This window comes from Serratia sp. (in: enterobacteria) (genome assembly GCF_052400455.1).
Lineage (GTDB): Bacteria > Pseudomonadota > Gammaproteobacteria > Enterobacterales > Enterobacteriaceae > Serratia > Serratia ureilytica.
This window is the reverse complement of sequence record NZ_CP185812.1, coordinates 2,507,597-2,524,386: the sequence shown is the minus strand read 5'-3', so window position 1 is coordinate 2,524,386 and position 16,790 is coordinate 2,507,597. Positions and strand designations below refer to the sequence as shown.

Genomic DNA, 16,790 nt, shown 5'->3' with positions numbered 1-16,790 from the left:
TCGCTACATTCCGTTTGAGGAAAAGGACAGACACCATGTCAGAAACGCTTTCTTTGCCGGATACTCAGGTCGAGTATCGGGATTATCCGCTGGTTGCGGCGCAACCGGGGATCTGGATTGCCGACCAAATCGCGCTGCGGCGCAACAGCTTCGCCGTGGCGCACTACACCGAACTGCACGGCGATATCGATCGTTCGGCGCTGGAGCGCGCGATTCGCCAGGGGCTGGCGGAGGCGGATACGGTTCAGGCGCGCTTCTTTGAGGCGCAGGACGGCCAGCCGGTGCAACGTTTACCGCTAAACGCGGATCCCGCGCGGGTGCTGGCGCCGGAGTGGTTTGACTTCAGCGCGCGGCCAGACGCCGAGCAGGCGGCGCTGGCGCTGATGCACGACGATCTGGCGCAGGATCTGCCCGCGGACGGCGAGCGCCCGCTCTATCGCCATGCGGTGATCCGCATCAGCGCCGATCGCTGGTTCTGGTACCAGCGCTTTCATCATCTGACCCTGGACGGCTTCAGCTTCGAGGCCATCACCCGCCGGATCGCCGATATCTACCGCGCGCTGCGCCACGGGCTGTCGCCGGCGGCCTCGCCGTTTACCCCGTTCGGCAAGGTGGTGGAAGAGTTTCAGCAATGGCAAACGTCGCCCGCACGCCAGCGGGCGGCCGAATTCTGGCGGCAGCATCTGCGCGATCTGCCGTCGCCGCTGTCATTGGCGACGGAAAACCGCGAGGTCGAACCGGGCGCTCGGCCGCTCAAACAGGCGCTGGTGCTGCCGGAGTCGCTGTTTGACGAAGCGCTGCGCGATGCGGCGCTGCAGTCGTTGCAACCGGCCGATATCGTCACGGCGGCGCTGGCGATGTATCTGGCGCGCATGAGCGGCGAAACCCGGCTCTCCATCGGTTTTCCTTTCATGCGCCGCATGGGCTCGCAGGCGCTGGCGGCGATCGGCCCGGTGGTTAACGTGCTGCCGCTGCTGCTGAACGTGACGCCTGAGATGTCGCTGGCGGATGTCTGCCAGGCCACCGCGGCGGAAATCAAACAGGTGCGGCGCCATCAACGCTATGAGGCGGAGCAGATCAAACGCGATCTCGGCCTGGTCGGCGGCCATCAGGAGCTGTACGGCCCGGTGGTCAACGTCAAGGTTTACCACAGCGCCTTGTCCTTCGACGGTCAAGCGGCCGTTACCCATACGCTGGCGATGGGGCCGGTCGACGACCTCGAGTTTGAGATCGGTTTTCGAAGCGGCGTGCTGACGCTGTCGTTGGTGGCCAACCCGGCCAAATACGCGCCGCGCACCTTGCAAGGCCATGCGGAGCGCATTGGCCATTGGCTGCAGCAACTGGCGCGGCGGCCGCATCAGCCGAACGGTCAACTGGCGCTGGTCAGCGAAGGGGAGCTGCGCCAACTCGCGGCCTGGGGGCGCGGCGCTGAGCTGACGCCGCCGGCGGGCATGGTGTCGATCATGGACGCTTTCCAGCGTCAGGTTGAGCGACAGCCCGAGGCGTTGGCGGTGACCTGCGGCGATGTGCGCCTCAGCTACCGTCAACTCAGTGAACGGGTGATGCAACTGGGGCGCGTGCTGATCGAAAGCGGCATCGGCGCCGAAGACGTGGTCGCCATCGGCATTCCGCGCTCGGTGGACACGCTGGTCGCGCTGTTTGGCGTGTTGGCCAGCGGCGCGGCCTATATGCCGCTCGATCTGGATTATCCGCGTGAACGTCTGGCGCTGATGTGCGACGACGCGCGGCCGGTGATGCTGCTGACCCACAGCGACACGCGGGCCAACATGCCGGATCTGCCGCAGATCATGTGCCTCGATGAGGCGCAATGCCGGGCGCGCTGCGCGGCCGCCGAGGCCGCGCCGATATCGGACGAAGAGCGGCGCGTGCCGCTGAACGAGGCGCATCTGGCCTACATGATTTACACCTCCGGTTCGACCGGCAAACCCAAAGGCGTGATGTCCACGCACCGCGGGCTGCTGAACCTGTTCTTGTCGCATCAGGCCTCGCTGTTCGGCCCGGCGATTGAAAAATTCCAGGCTCGCCGCGGGCGGCGTCTGCGCGCCGGGCATACCGCTTCGTTCTCTTTCGACTCCTCCTGGGAGCCGCTGTTCTGCATGATGATGGGCAGCGAACTGGTTATCTTCGATGAAGAGCTGCGCCGCGACCCCTGGGCGCTGCTCGAACAGACCCAACAGACCCCGATCGATCTGCTGGACATCACGCCGTCGTTCCTCTCGCAGTTGGTGGATTGCGGCCTGCTTAAGGGACAGTTCCCGCTGCCGGCGTTTGTGATGATCGGCGGCGAGGCGGCGACGCCGACGCTGTGGAACCTGATGCGGCAGCATCCGGAAGTCGAGATCCATAACTATTACGGCCCGTCCGAATACACCGTCGATACCCTCGGCGCGCCGGTCACGGCCGCAGACCAGCCGGTGATCGGGCGCCCCCTGGCCAATACCGAAGTCTGGCTGCTCGACAGTCGCCTGCAGCCGGTGCCGATCGGCGCGGCGGGGGAACTGTACATTTCAGGCAAGGGCATCGCGCGCGGTTACCTGCGTCGCCCGGATCTGACGGCGGCGCGCTTTGTCGCCAATCCGTTCGCCGACGGCGAGGTGATGTACCGCAGCGGCGATCTGATGCGTTGGAGCGCGGACGGCCAGCTGGTGTTCATTGGCCGTACCGATCACCAAATCAAGGTGCGCGGCTTCCGCGTCGAACTGGGTGAAGTGGAGAGCGCACTGGCTGCCTTGCCGGACGTGGGGCGGGCGGTGGTGATCGCCGAGCCGATCGGCGCCACCTATCGCCTGATCGGTTACTGCTCGGTGCAGGATGACGCGCGGCGCGCCTCACCCGCGCTGCAGAGCGAGCTGCTGGCGCAGTTGGCGCAGCGTCTGCCGGATTACATGGTGCCGGCGATCCTGGTGGTGATGCCGGAGCTGCCGCTTAACGTTAACGGCAAGATTGACCGTCAGGCGCTGCCCAATCCGCAGGAGACGCTGGCGCAAAGCCTGCGCGAGCCGGCCACCGAGCAGGAAAGGCTGATTTGCCGCGCCATGGCGCAGCTGTTGGGGATGGAACGCGTCGGCGCCGACGACGATTTCTTCGCGCTCGGCGGCGACAGCATCTCGGCGATGGGGCTGGGCACCGCCCTGCGGCGCAACGGGTATCTGCTGCGGCCGCGTGAGATCTTCGCGCTGCACACCCCCGCGCGCATGGCGCAGGCGATGCAGCCGCTGGCCGTTGGATCTCAGGCCGCGCGCAGCGTGCAGCAAGGGCCGATCGACGGGCTGCCGATCCTGCACTGGTTTGCCGAGACGGGCGACATGCATCGTCTCTTCGCGCACGGCGTTTTCCTGCGCGTGCCTGCCGAATTGCAACCGGCACAGCTGCGTTATGCGTTGGAACAGCTGCGTACGGCACACCCGGCGCTGGGCGCGCGGATCCGCGACGGCCAGTTGGTGGTTGAAACCGCCGCCGCCGGTGAATTGATGCAGTATCATCCCGTATCCGGCGCTCTGGAAACCGCGGCGGAACAGGCGTTTGATGCCGCGCTGGCGCGCCTCAATCCGGCCGAGGGCAGCATGATGCAGGCCATCTTGTTGCAGCGTGACGGGCAGAGCCTCGGGCTGGTGCTGGCGATCCACCACCTGGTGGTTGACGGCGTTTCCTGGCGCATCCTGCTCGACGAACTGCGGCAAGCGGCCGACAGCGCCATGCAGGGGCAGCCGATCGCGCTGCCGCCGGAGGAAACCTCGCTCTATGAGTGGTCCGCGCGTTTACGGGCCGACGCCGAACGCCGGGAAACCGAGCTGCCGTTCTGGCGGCAGATGCTGGCGGACGGTGTGCCGCGCTTGGGGCGACGCGCGCTGGATCCGCAGACCGATCGTCTCGCTTCGGTGAGCGAACGGCGCACGCTGCTCGACAGCCGGCTGACCGCCGCGCTGCTGGGCGCCTTGCCGCAGGGATACCGCGCTCAGGTCGAAGAGATCATGCTGTGCGCGCTGGCGCTGGCCTGCCGGCGTCATTTCCAGGCCGCTTCGCTGCGTTTTTCGCTGGAGTCGCACGGCCGCGCCGAACTGGACGATAGCCTCGATCTGGCGCGCACCGTCGGGTGGCTGACGGCGGAGTACCCGCTGTGCATCGAACTGCATGACGCCGAACACCACGAGGCCGTGCGCGCGGTGAAACGGGTGACGCGCGCGGTGGCCGATCGCGGCATCGGCTATGGTCAACTGCGCTATTTACATCCGCAGCGTGACGAACTGTCCGCGCTGGCGCAGCGCAATGCGCCGGAGATTTTGTTCAACTACCTCGGGCGCTTCGGCCAGGATGAGGGACACTGGACGCCGCAGCGCAGCCGGACCCGTTTCCGCGACGCCTTCGCAGTGGCGCAGGATACGCAGCAGGCGCTGTGTTACGGGCTGGAAGTGAACATCTTTGTCGAAGAGCGGCGCGACGGCGCGTGTCTGGCGATCAACTGGAGCTGGCTGGAGGCCATCTTCAGCGCGAGCGACATCGAGGCGCTGCATAGGGGCATCGAGCAGGCCGTGCGTGCGCTGTGCGAGTTTGCTGAACGGCATCCCGAACGCGCAGCGGCAACGTTGACGGCGGCCGAGATCGCCCAACCGAACGTCGACGATGAAACGCTGCGCGCCTGGGAGCGGGAGTATGGGCCGTTGGCCGATGCGCTACCGCTGTTGCCCTTGCAGCACGGCTTGCTGTTCCATGCCCAGACGGCGCAGCAGGGCGGCAGTTATAACTCGCTGACGCGCCTGAGCCTCTGCGGCGAACTGGACGCGCCACGGCTCCAGCAGGCGCTGGATGCGGTGATCCGCCGCCATCCGCAGCTGGCCGCCCGGTTCAACCGCGAGGGCGAACCGCTGCAGCTGATACCGCAGGAAAGCCATTGGCCGCTGGACAGCCTCAGGCTGCCGCCGCTGTCCGCCGAACAAGAAATGCAGGCGCTGAATGAGCTGGAGCAGAAAGAGCTGCAGCGCGATCTGTTTAACCAGCCGGGCGCGATGCTGCATGCGCTGTGGGTCAAACACGGCGAGAGCGAACGCTGCACGCTGTTCCTCAATGCCCACCACCTGATCGTCGATGGCTGGTCGACGCCGGTGGTGCTCAACGATCTGATGCTCGCATTGCGTGAAGGGATAACGGCGTTGCCGCCGCTGCGTTCGAACTATGCCGATATCGTGCGCCGCCTGGCCGCGCGGGATGCCGACGCCTCGCGCCGCATCTGGCGCGAGACGCTGCAGGACGTGCGGCCAACGCTGCTGTTTGGCGAGGCTCAGGACGACCGCGTGTTTGAGCTGGAAATGACGCTGCCGCCGGCGGAGGAACAGCGTTTGCTGACCCTGTGCCGCGAACGCGGGCTGACGCTCAATACCGTGATGCAGGGCATCTGGGCGCTGCAGCTGGCCGGCTGTTGCGGCCATCAGGACGTGGTGTTCGGCTCGCCGGTTTCCGGGCGGTTTGGCCAGATCGACGGCGTGGAAGAGCACGTTGGCCTGTTCAGCAACACGCTGCCGGTACGCGTACGGCTGGAAAACGGCCGGCCGTTGACGGAACAGCTGACCGCTCTGCAACACCGGCAGATTGAACTGCTGGAGCACGACGATTTGGGATTGGGTGAGATCCAGCACCTGGCCGGCGCGGGCACGCTGTTCGATACGCTGTTGGTGGTGGAGAACTACCCGGACAACGATGCCTTGCTCGGCGGCACAGGTTCCCTGCGCTGCGACGCCATCCGCAACAAAGGCTATACCCACTATCCGCTGACGTTGCTGGTGCTGCCCGGCGAGCGTCTGCGTCTGCTGATGGAGTACCGTGACTCGGTGCCGCAGCCTGAACGCTTCGCCGCGCGGCTGATGGCGCTGCTGCAACAATGGATTGCGCAACCGGATCTGCCGTTGCCGCGCTGGCAATTGCAAACCCCGCAGGAACAGGCGTTGATCGCGGCGGTCAACCGCACCGCACAGGCGGTAGCGGACACCACCTTGCATCAGGCGATCGCCGATCAAGCTCGGCGCACGCCGGAACGCATCGCGTTGCAGGATGCCGGGCACACCCTCAGCTACCGTGACATGCAGCGCCAGGCCGCGCTGTTGGCCGAACAGCTGACGGCGGCGGGCATTCAGCCGGGCGATATCGTCGCGGTGGCGTTGCCGCGTTCCGTGCGCCTCAGCCTGGCGCTGACGGCGATTGTGCAAACCGGCGCCGCCTGGCTGCCGCTGGATACCGGTTACCCGGATGAGCGTCTGGCCTACATGGTGGCAGACGCCAAGCCACGGCTGATTATCACCGAGAGCGCCTTGGATGCCCGTTTTGCCGCGCTGGCGCCGACGTTGCGGTTCGATGCGCTGGACGACAGCGGGCGCGCCCCGATGCAGCGCGCACCGGCGGGGAACGGCGATTATCCCGCCTACGTCCTGTATACCTCGGGCTCTACCGGGCGGCCGAAAGGGGTGGTGGTGAACCACCGGGCGATCGTCAACCGTCTGTTCTGGATGCAGCATGAGTATTCGCTCGATGCGCAGGACGTGGTATTGCAGAAAACGCCGTGCAGCTTCGACGTTTCCGTCTGGGAGTTCTTCTGGCCGCTGATGGTCGGCGCGCGCCTGGTGATGGCGCCGCCGGAGGCGCACCGCGATCCGCAGGCGCTGACGACGTTGATCGACGACTATGGCGTAACCACGCTGCATTTCGTTCCGTCCATGTTGGCTATCTGGGTTGAGGCGCTGAACGAACGTGCGCCGCAGCGCGCCGCCGCCAGCCTGAAACGCGTGTTCTGCAGCGGTGAGGCGTTGTCGTGTGAACTGGCATCCCGCTACCAGGCGTTGGTCGCCGCGCCGCTGCATAACCTGTATGGCCCGACGGAGGCGGCGGTTGATGTCACCTATCAACCGGCGTCCGGCGAGGCATTGGCGGCGGTGAGCGGCGCCGGCGTGCCGATCGGCAAACCGGTCTGGAACACCCAACTGAGCATTCTCGACGCCATGCTGCGGCCGGTGCCCGTCGGCTGCGCCGGCGATCTCTACCTGCGCGGCATTCAGCTGGCCGACGGCTATCTGCATCGGCCGGGATTGACGGCGCAGCGGTTTGTCGCCGATCCCGCCGGCAACGGGGCGCGCATGTATCGCACCGGCGATATCGCCCGCTGGCTGGAAGACGGCAGCGTCGAGTATTTGGGGCGCAGCGACGATCAGCTGAAGATCCGCGGCCAGCGCATCGAACTGGGCGAAATCGAACAGGCGCTGCTGGCGCAGCCGGGAGTAGCGCAGGCGGCGGTGCACGCCATCGAACTGGGTGAGGGCGCGACGGGGCTGGGCGGCGCCGATATGCGGCAGTTGGTCGCCTGGCTGATCGCCCAGCCGGGCGTGACGCTGGATACCGCCGTCCTGCATCAGGCGCTGGAGGCGCGTTTGCCGGCGCACATGATGCCGGTCAGCTATGTCATGACCGACAGCTTCCCGCTCAGCGCTAGCGGCAAGCTGGATCGCAAAGCGTTGCCTCGGCCGCAGCTGAGCCCGCAGAGCGGCCGCGTGCCGCACAGCGACAGCGAGCGCCTGCTGGCGGCGCTGTTCAGCGAACTGCTGGGGCGCGAGACGGTGTATGCCGACGACGACTTCTTCGCGTTGGGCGGCCACTCGCTGCTGGCGATGCGCCTGGCGGCGGAGCTGCGTCGGCGCGTCACCCGGCCGTTGAGCGTCGGGCAGATCATGTTCGCCCGCAGTCTGGAGAAAATGGCGCACCTGCTCGATGATGCGCAGGCCGCCGGCTCGGCCGAGAGCCGCGGCGTCGGCGAGTGCCTGCAGCTGCGGGCGGGCCAAGGCCCGGCGCTGTTCTGCCTGCATCCGGCTTCCGGTTTCGCCTGGCAGTACTCGGGGCTGAGCCGGTATCTGCCGGGGAGTTACCCGATCATCGGTCTGCAGTCGCCAAGACCGGACGGCGTCATCGCCACCTGTGAGGACATTGAGCAGATGGTCGATCGTCATCTCGCCACTCTGCGCCGCCTGCAGCCGCAGGGGCCTTACTACCTGCTGGGCTATTCGCTCGGCGGCACGCTGGCGCATTCGATGGCCGCGCGTCTGCAGCAGCAGGGTGAAGAGGTGGCGTTCCTCGGCATGCTGGATACCTATCCGCCGGAAGGCCAGGACTGGACCGGCCCCACCGAGGAAGAGGCGCAGAAGGAGGTGGCGCAGGAACAGGCCGAGTTTATGGCGGAAGATCATGGCGATCCGACGCTGATGGCGGAGAAGGCGGCGATGTTCGACAGCATCGTCGCCAACTATCGTGACGCGGTGCGCCTTCTTTCTCAGGCGCGCAGTCAGCGTTTCCACGGCACGGCGACGCTGTTTGTCGCCGATCGGACGCTGCCGCCATTGATGGACATCAACGCCGTGTGGGCGCCGTATCTGGATCGGCTGATCTGTCATCACCAAGGTTGCGAGCACGCGGACATTCTGTCGCCGGCCTCGCTGGAGACGCTAGGGCCGCTATTGCATTCGCTGCTGACGCGGCAATACGGGTTGGTATAACGCAACCGGGCCGGGGCGTGCGCCACGGCCCGTACTAAAACATGATATGCAGGACACTATGGCCAGACCTTCTTTTTTCTTGATTTCAGTTTGCTGAGAAGCAATGCGCATTTTCGTGCGATTTTCTGCGCCCGCATGCTGTCGGTGTTTTCCCTCGGCATGCTGGCGGTGGGGGTGCCGATTCAGATCCAGGCGATGACCGGCTCCACGTTGCAGGTGGGCGTGGCGGTGGCGCTGGACGGCGTAGGCATGTTTATCGGCCTGATGTTGGGCGGGGTGCTCGCCGATCGCTACGATCGCCGCAAGCTGATCCTGTTCGCGCGCGGCACCTGCGGGCTGGGCTTTGTCGCCCTGAGTCTGAATGCCTTCGCGCCGGCCCCGTCGCTGTGGGCGCTCTATCTGCTGGCGGCGTGGGACGGGTTCTTCGGCGCGCTCGGCATGACGGCGCTGATGGCGGTGATCCCGCTGCTGGTCGGGCGCGAAAACCTGGCGGCGGCGGGGGCCTTGAGCATGGTGACGGTGCGCATCGGCGCGATCCTGGCGCCAGCGCTGGGGGGATCATCATCGTGTTCGGCGGCGTCGGTCTCGCTTTCGCCGTCGCGGCGGCAGGGACGCTGGGCACCCTTGTGCCGCTGGTACGCTTGCCGACGCTGCTGCCGCAGCAGCAGGAGCCGGAACACCCACTGCGCGCGCTCGCCAGCGGCTTCCAGTTTGTCTGGCGCAATAAGGTGGTCGGCTCGGTGGTGTTGCTGGGGATGTTGATGAGCATCGTCGGCGCCGTGAGGGTACTGTTTCCGGCGCTGGCGCAGGACGCTTACCACGTCGGCGCGTCCTCTATTGGCCTGATGTACTCCGCAGTGCCGCTCGGTGCGATGCTGGGCGCGCTGACCAGCGGCTGGGTGGGGCGTTTCCCTCGCCCTGGGGTGCTGATCCTGATCGCCGCTATCGTCGCGTTCACCGCCATCGCGTCACTGGGGCTGTTCAGCCATCTGGCGCCGGCGCTGCTGGCGCTGGTGTGTTACGGCTACGCCAATGCCATCGCCTCGCTCTTGCAGTTCATGCTGATCCAGAGCAATACGCCGGATCATCTGCTGGGGCGGGTGAATAGCCTCGGCACCGCGCAGGACGTGACCGGCGATTCGATCGGCGCGCTGGGGCTCGGCGTACTGGGCAGGGTGTTCACCCCATTGATGAGCGTGCTGTCGTTTGGCGCATTCGCCGCAGTGCTCGGCGTGCTGGTGGCCTTCAGCGTGCGCACGCTGCGCCAGTGCCGGCCGGCGGACGCGTTGGTCGAGCACGATGAGCCGGCTCCGGCAACCTCAGCGGCGGCGGACAACTAACCCCTCACGGCGCCGGCTGTTCCGGCCGGTGCCGCTCCCCCCAGTCGCACATCATGTCGATCACCGGGATCAGCGAACGCCCGCGCTCGGACAGGCTGTACTCCACCTTGGGCGGGATCTGCGGATACTCCTTTCTCACCACCAGACGGTCTTTTTCCAGCTCTTTCAACGTCGAACTGAGCGTCTTGTACGAAATGGTGCCAATGCAGCGCTGCAGTTCGTTGAACCGCAATACCGGCTTATACAACGCCAGCCAGTAGAGAATAATCATTTTGTATTTACCGTTGATCACCGACAGGGTGTAGCCATAACCGGTGTCTTCAAGGCTGATGCCCGTAGGGCTGCAGTGGGATTCGGCGGTCATTTACACTTTCTCCAGGGTAAGTATGTGTCGTGAGTGTGCGTATTTTACATTCTGTCAGCATACCCTAAGATGCGTCGAAACACCTGACTGGAGAGATCAGTATGAAAACGTTGGTGGTAGTGACACATCCCGATATGGCGAATTCGGTGGTCAACAAACGTTGGCTGGAGGAACTGCGGCGCTATCCGGCGCTGTATACCGTGCACGAACTGCATCAGGCCTATCCGGACTGGCAGATCGACGTCGCCAGGGAACAGCAGTTGATTGAAGCGCATGACAACATCGTGCTGCAATTCCCGATTTACTGGTTCAGCAGCCCGCCGCTGCTGAAAAAATGGCTGGACGACGTGCTCACCTACGGCTGGGCCTACGGTTCTCGCAGTGGCTATAAGATGCAGAACAAGAAACTGGCGCTGGCGGTCACGGCGGGCGTGCGCGCAGAAGATTACGCGCGTGAAGGGCGTTATCGCTACTCGCTGGAGGAGATCTTCCGGCCGTTTGAAGTGACCGCCGATTATGTGCGGGCCGACTATGCTTCGTTCTTTGCCTTTTACGGCAAGGAAGCCGCTTCGGACGGGACGGCAGAGCAGGTTCAGCAGCACGAGTTGGACAGCAGCGCGCAGGGCTATCGGGCATTTCTCGCCGCTCTGAATTAACGAGACTCCCCGGATGCGCCAGGGAGTGCGCATCCGGTTACTTGATGTGAACGCCGAAACCGTCTTGCCCCGGCGCGAGATGCGCTTTCAGGGGCTGCTGATTAAACGGAAAAGCGCTTTTTGATTCTGTCGACCGGCGTGCCATCGCTGAGCGGCACCTGCAGCAGACGATCGTAATCGCGAAAGCCCATTTTTTGATAATAGGCGAGACCGCCCACGTTATCCGCCCGGATGGTGGCGTTGATGTGCTTGAAACCGTGCGACTTCGCTGCCGCTAACGTGACGGGAAACAGCGCGCTGCCAACGCCACGTACCTTCGGCGACAGGCGGGAAAAGGTGGCAATATCTGCGGTATCGGGCGGCAGTGCATCGTCAACGCTCAGCGACTGAAAGCCCACCAACACGCCATCCACCTCCGCGACCTGGCAACTCAGCGCATTGTCGCCGCTGATGAACCATTCGCTGAACTCGGCTGGGGTGAGGGGCGTTTCTATCGCGGTCGTGCCGCCGGCTCTGATCACCTCATTCAATAACTGCGTCAGCGCTTCAGCGTCTTGCGGGGTTATCGTTCTGATCTTCATTGCGTTGCTATCTCCTCCACAGGGGTTTCAGGCGTAAGGAATCTGCTGGAACCATCGAAAGAAGATAGACGCAGGCGTCCGGTAATGAAATACCGGAACGTGCGGGACAAAAAACAGCGCGGGAATTACATGAACAGGAAGCGGTCGGCCAGCGCAACACCGCGCTCGAGGCGCGGTGGCAACGCGTCGTCGCGATCGTCAGGCTGAGCAGCCTGCGGCGCGACATCGTCGGCTTTTTCAATCATCAGCTCGCCGAGCAGGGCCAGAAAACGAGTGAGCTTTTGCATATTCCCTCCGGATCGTTGATTACGTTGAGGGTGATAGTAATCGCCGCTAAACCGGATGGGAAAAACTTAAAACTCATATCCTAAGAACCGGATCGCATATCGCTTGACCGGGCGACGGTTGCCCATCGCCCGGTGAACGGCTTAGAAGGTGACGTTAACCTTGGCCCACAGGGTGCGGCCCGGTTCATTCACCGCGCTGTTGGCCGAATAGCCGAAGGCGCTGTTGCCCGCCAGGTTGAGGTGCTCGCTGTAGGTCTTGTTCAGGATATTATCCAGACCGGCGCTCAGCTTGACGTTCTTATTCACCTTGTAGGCGGCGTTGGCGGAGAGCACGCCGAAGCCGGCGCTATCGGCAAAGTCTTTACCTACCACGTTGCCTTCGTTGATCGCCACGCGGTGCTGGCTGCTGACCAGTCGCCACAGGCCGGTGCCGCTCCAGTCGCCGTACTCATAGGTCAGCCCCAAGCGTGCCTCCAGCGGCGGGATCTGCGGCAGCGGGCGGCCGTCGCTGGCGTTTTTACCCCAGGAGTAGGCCAGGCTGGCGTCGGTTTTCCAGTGCTCGCTCAGTTGATAACCCATGCCCATTTCGCCGCCCATAATGTTGGCGTTGACGTTATCGGCCTGGCTGAGACGCGCATTGTGCGGATCGTATTTGAACAGGATGAAATCATCGACGCGGCCCACATACGCGGAGACCCAGCCGTTGAAGCGCTTGCCGTTGTACTGCGCGCCGATGTCGAGCTGCGTGGTTTTCTCGCTCTTGACGCTGGAGAACGGATCCTTGCTGCCGTTCGGACCCAGCTTCGGCGAGAACAGCTCCCAGTAATCCGGGAAGCGCTCGGTATAGCCGACGCCGGCATACAGCATCAGCGGCAGCTCGGCCAGCGTATGCTCCAGGCGCATAAAGCCGCTCGGCAGGGTGTCTGAACGTTCCACATCGCTGCCGCTGCGGAAGTTCTCCACCAGGGTGCGATCGAGACGCGCGCCGCCGATCAGCTTATCCTGCTCGCTGGTGGACCACGTCAGCTCGCCGAAGGCGCCGTAGCTGTTGAACTGGGCGTCTTTTTCCCAGCTGCCGCGGCTCATGCTGCGGTGGGTATTGGTCTGCGTGTCCAGGCCGCTTTCAAGCTTCACGTCCTGCCACTGCCAGGTGCCCATCACGCGGCCGCCGACGGTGCGGCGATCGAGCTGCATCGTCATGCTGGAAGACATCATGTGCCCGCCGTGGCCCCCCATGCTCATGCCGCCATGCCCACCGTGGCCGCCCATGCCGCCGCTGCCCGGCGAACGCAGGGTCACGTTGTCCATCACGTGGTTGGCGTAGTTGTAGTAGACCTGCGCTTCCAACTTATCCAGCACCTCGCCGATGTTGGATTTCTCCACCCGCATGCCCAGGCTTTCGCGTTTGAACTGCGAACCGTCCATGCTGCGGCCGGCATAGCGCGCTTCGCCGTTGCCGCGCCCCATCGTCACTTCCAGCAGCGTGTCGGCATCCGGCGTCCAGCCGAGCGCCAGATCGCCGTTCCATTTGTCCCAGCGCGATGGCACGCGCGTATTCGTTCCGTTCTGGTAATCGTTGGCGCGCGACTTGTTGGCCATCACCCGCAGGTAACCTTGTTCGGCACCGAGGCTGGCGTCGATATTCTCGTCCCAGCGGCCATTGGAGCCGGTCAGCACGCTGGCGTTGCCCTTGATGCCCGGTTTGTCGAAGCGCGGACGTTCACGTTCGAAACGCACCGTGCCCGCCGACGAACCCGGCCCCCACAGCACCGTCTGCGGCCCTTTGGTGATGGTCAGCAGATCGAAGCTTTCCGGCGAGATGTAAGAGGTGGGCGCATCCATTCTCGATGGGCAGGCGCCGAGCATCTCCGAACCGTCAGTGAGAATTTTCAGCCGCGAACCGAACATGCCGCGAAATACCGGATCGCCGTTGGTGCCGCCGTTGCGGATCTGCGAAAAACCGGGGATGGTTTTCAGATAGTCCGAACCGTCGCTGGCGGGCACCGGCTGACGCGGGGTTTTCGGTGACGTCACGATGGTCAGCGGAGAGTAGAGCGGTGCGGTGACGGTGATCACGTCGCCATCATTAACCTGTGCGTCGGTAGGGTGCTGATGCGCCTGCGCCGCGTGGCCGGCCAGCAGGAACAGCGGCATGGCGGTGGTGATTGCGCGGGTGACGGCGTTCTTTTTATAAGCGGGTTTAAACATCATCTTTCCTTAAGCTAACTTTTTCCATTATTCTCCGGCGATTTATTCAGGCGTGGGGATGCCTGGCGAAAATCACCATCGGAAAATACGGGGGTTAATTCCCTCAACGTGGAAATAACCGGGCTAATAATGTCGTCTCAATGCATAACCATTGGGCGTATTAATTCCGCCATGTTGAAACGATCAACGGCAATACAGAAACGGCAATGGGGTATTATTAAATCAGAGGAAAGAGACGGGCGGCGCGCGCGGCTGTAATTCGGTATGAACGACGTGGGCAAACAGGGGAACGAGATAATGAGTCGGCGGCGGGCGCGAGGCCAGAGATTGAGACCAGAACAGCGGGGCGTGGCTCACGTCCAGCAGCGGCGCGTGCAGCAACAGCACGCAGTAGCCGCAGGCGCTGTCGTCCATCATCATCGCCATGTTGTGGTGGCCGCCGCCGTGCTGCATCATCGGCGATGCGGCCTTTTCCGGCGCGGCCGGCGGCGAATGCATCTCATGATGCATCGGCATCGCCATGCCGCAGTCCGCCATGACGGTCGTTTCAGCACTTCCGGCGCGCGCATGCTCCAGGGATCGCGAGACCACCGGCGCAATGAACAACATCAGAATGGCGAACATCCCTAACCAGGCGGCGGCCCGGTTACGTGATGCAGGGGGCTGAATTAACGACACAATCAACCTAAAAAAGGGTTAACACAGGGGAGGGAATTGTACTGGTTTATGTCGAAATGTTAAAACCTTTTATTTCTGGTCAACGCTCTGTTGATGAATATATTATCGGATAAGCGCTTTAATTCTGACCAAAGGCTATTTTCTTACGCCAATAACGTGACGGGGACAATATTAATGACGGAAAAACTGGCGAGCACGATTATTCCGCTTTATGACGAACATGCCGCCGCCTGGGAACGCCTCAGACCTACCACGCTGTTTGAACGGCCGTGGCTCGACCGCTTTTTGCAGCTTACCCCGGCCAACGCGCAGCTGCTGGATCTCGGCTGCGGCAATGGCGCGCCGATCGCCGCCTATTTTATCGAACAGGGGCATCGGGTGACCGGCATCGACGGTGCGCAGGCGATGATCGCGCGCTGCCGGCAGCGTTTTCCACAGCAGGAGTGGCGGCAAATGGATATGCGCCAGCTGGATTTGGCGACCCGGTTCGACGGCCTGCTGGCCTGGGACAGTTTCTTTCATCTGGCGCGCGACGATCAGCGCCGCATGTTTCCGCTGTTCAGACGGCATGCCAATCCGCATGCCGCACTGATGTTCACCAGCGGCCCTGCAGACGGCGTGGCGATCGGCAGCTTCGAAGGCCAGCCGTTGTTTCACGCCAGCCTGGCGCCGGAAGAGTATAGGCGTTTATTGCAGGAGAACGGCTTCCGCGTGGTCGACCATATCGTGGAAGATCCCGCCTGCGGGGGAAGAACGATCTGGCTGGCGCAGAGGAGTGAGTGACAATGTCACGGGCGAGTTCACCGAAACCCGCCCGTAACCTTACTTCGCGCTGACGCGCCAGACAGTATTGCCGACGTCATCCGCAACCAGCAAAGCGCCGGTCTTATCGACAGCCAGCCCCACAGGGGCGCCATAGAGTTCCTTCTCATCATCGGAGACAAAGCCGGTGACCACCGCTTTGAGCTTGCCGACCGGTTTGCCTTGCTCAAACGCTACATAGCTGACCCGATAGCCGTTCAGCGGCGAGCGATCCCAACTGCCGTGCTCGCTGATAAAAGCGCCGCCGCGATAGTCGGCCGGCAGAGCGCTCGCGGTGTAGAACAGCAGCCCCAGCGGCGCGACGTGCGAGCTGAGCGCGTAATCCGGCTTGATGGCTTTCGCCACCCGATCCGGCCGCGGCGGCTGTACCCGCCGATCGACGTGCTGGCCGAAATAGCTGTAAGGCCAGCCGTAGAAACCGCCGTCTTGCACCGAGGTCAGGTAATCCGGCACCAGATCGGCGCCGATTTCGTCACGCTCGTTGACAATCGCCCACAGCTTGCCGCTTTGCGGCTCCCACTGCAGCCCGGTCGGGTTGCGCAGGCCGCTGGCGAAGATGCGGCTGGCGCCGGAGGCGGTGTCCACTTCCAGCACGGCGGCGCGCCGGTACTCTACGGCCAGGCCGTTTTCGGTGATGTTGCTGTTGGAACCGACGCCGACATACAGCTTTTTCCCGTCCGGGCTGGCCAGCAGGGCCTTGGTCCAGTGATGGTTGATGGTGTCCGGCAGGTCGGCCAGTTCTTTGCCCGGATCGCTGATGCGCGTTTCGCCTGGCTGATAGGCGTACTGCATGATATTGCCGGTATTGGCCACGTACAGCGTATTGCCAATCAACTGGACGCCGAACGGGGAATCGAGCCCCTCGAGGAAGACGTGCTTTTCCCAGTTGCCGCCGGCGGTCGGGCGCAGCAGGGTGATGCGATTGCCCCCTTTGCCGCCTTTACCGGATTGGCCTTTCACCAGGCCGGCGATCAGCTGCTTGGGCGTGCTCACCGCTTCCGTGCCCGGCCCGTTGGCCTCCACGACCAACACATCGCCATTGGGCAGCGTGAGCAACTGACGCGGATGAAGCAAATCGTCTGCCACCTTATCGATTTTCAAGCCTTCCGCCACTTTCGGCGTCTGATCTTGTTGCCAGCCAACGCCCTTAGGCACCTGCATCGGCGGCATCAGAAAGTCTTGCGCCGCCGGCAACGTCGGGTCCGGGCCCATTTGTTGCTCTGGCGAAATGACGGCGCTGTTATCGCAGCCGGCCAAGGCCAAAACGGCGGAAAGGGTGAGCGCCAGAGATGAGAGCTTCATGAAAAC

9 protein-coding genes and 1 pseudogene are annotated in these 16,790 nt (G+C 63.6%); 4 read left to right on the top strand and 6 right to left on the bottom strand.

The genetic code is table 11. From position 1 onward, the window contains the following. Positions 1–35 precede the first annotated feature (35 nt). Both ACORQT_RS12265 and entS read left to right on the top strand, forming a co-directional pair. Complete coding sequence (locus tag ACORQT_RS12265) at positions 36–8,546, top strand: amino acid adenylation domain-containing protein (protein ID WP_444859420.1); 8,511 nt, start codon at positions 36–38, stop codon at positions 8,544–8,546. Positions 8,547–8,604: 58 nt separating this feature from the next. Next, positions 8,605–9,886 (top strand): annotated as a pseudogene (entS, locus tag ACORQT_RS12260) (enterobactin transporter EntS). A 4-nt stretch (positions 9,887–9,890) separates the two neighbouring features. On the opposite strand, the gene ACORQT_RS12255 reads toward entS, so the two are convergent. Beyond that, positions 9,891–10,250 carry a winged helix-turn-helix transcriptional regulator gene (locus ACORQT_RS12255; RefSeq protein ID WP_033643111.1) on the bottom strand — a complete coding sequence of 120 codons (360 nt, stop codon included), beginning with the start codon at positions 10,248–10,250 and terminating at the stop codon, positions 9,891–9,893. Between the two features lie 101 nt (positions 10,251–10,351). Between ACORQT_RS12255 and ACORQT_RS12250 the strand changes: the two genes are divergently transcribed. Continuing rightward, the gene (locus ACORQT_RS12250; RefSeq protein ID WP_033650374.1) at positions 10,352–10,906 is read left to right on the top strand and encodes an NAD(P)H-dependent oxidoreductase; all 555 of its coding nucleotides are present in this window, start codon (positions 10,352–10,354) and stop codon (positions 10,904–10,906) included. A 101-nt stretch (positions 10,907–11,007) separates the two neighbouring features. Here ACORQT_RS12250 and ACORQT_RS12245 read toward each other — a convergent pair whose 3' ends face one another. The 4 genes from ACORQT_RS12245 to ACORQT_RS12230 all read right to left on the bottom strand — a co-directional run bounded on the left by ACORQT_RS12245 (position 11,008) and on the right by ACORQT_RS12230 (position 14,660). After that, positions 11,008–11,487 carry a GNAT family N-acetyltransferase gene (locus tag ACORQT_RS12245; protein ID WP_072627640.1) on the bottom strand — a complete coding sequence of 160 codons (480 nt, stop codon included), beginning with the start codon at positions 11,485–11,487 and terminating at the stop codon, positions 11,008–11,010. A 125-nt stretch (positions 11,488–11,612) separates the two neighbouring features. Then, positions 11,613–11,774: a hypothetical protein gene (locus ACORQT_RS12240; protein ID WP_193160129.1), complete on the bottom strand. Its 162-nt coding sequence runs from the start codon at positions 11,772–11,774 to the stop codon at positions 11,613–11,615. Between the two features lie 141 nt (positions 11,775–11,915). Further along, positions 11,916–13,982, bottom strand: coding sequence for a TonB-dependent copper receptor (locus ACORQT_RS12235; RefSeq protein ID WP_164058026.1), 2,067 nt, complete (start codon positions 13,980–13,982; stop codon positions 11,916–11,918). Between the two features lie 222 nt (positions 13,983–14,204). Further along, positions 14,205–14,660: a DUF2946 domain-containing protein gene (locus tag ACORQT_RS12230; protein ID WP_239507501.1), complete on the bottom strand. Its 456-nt coding sequence runs from the start codon at positions 14,658–14,660 to the stop codon at positions 14,205–14,207. Positions 14,661–14,834: 174 nt separating this feature from the next. Between ACORQT_RS12230 and ACORQT_RS12225 the strand changes: the two genes are divergently transcribed. Beyond that, positions 14,835–15,443, top strand: coding sequence for a class I SAM-dependent DNA methyltransferase (locus ACORQT_RS12225; protein WP_149542438.1), 609 nt, complete (start codon positions 14,835–14,837; stop codon positions 15,441–15,443). Positions 15,444–15,482: 39 nt separating this feature from the next. On the opposite strand, the gene ACORQT_RS12220 is transcribed toward ACORQT_RS12225, so the two are convergent. Then, a complete protein-coding gene (locus tag ACORQT_RS12220; protein WP_164058021.1) occupies positions 15,483–16,784 on the bottom strand; it encodes a PQQ-dependent sugar dehydrogenase in 1,302 nt (433 codons plus the stop codon). Positions 16,785–16,790 lie beyond the last annotated feature (6 nt).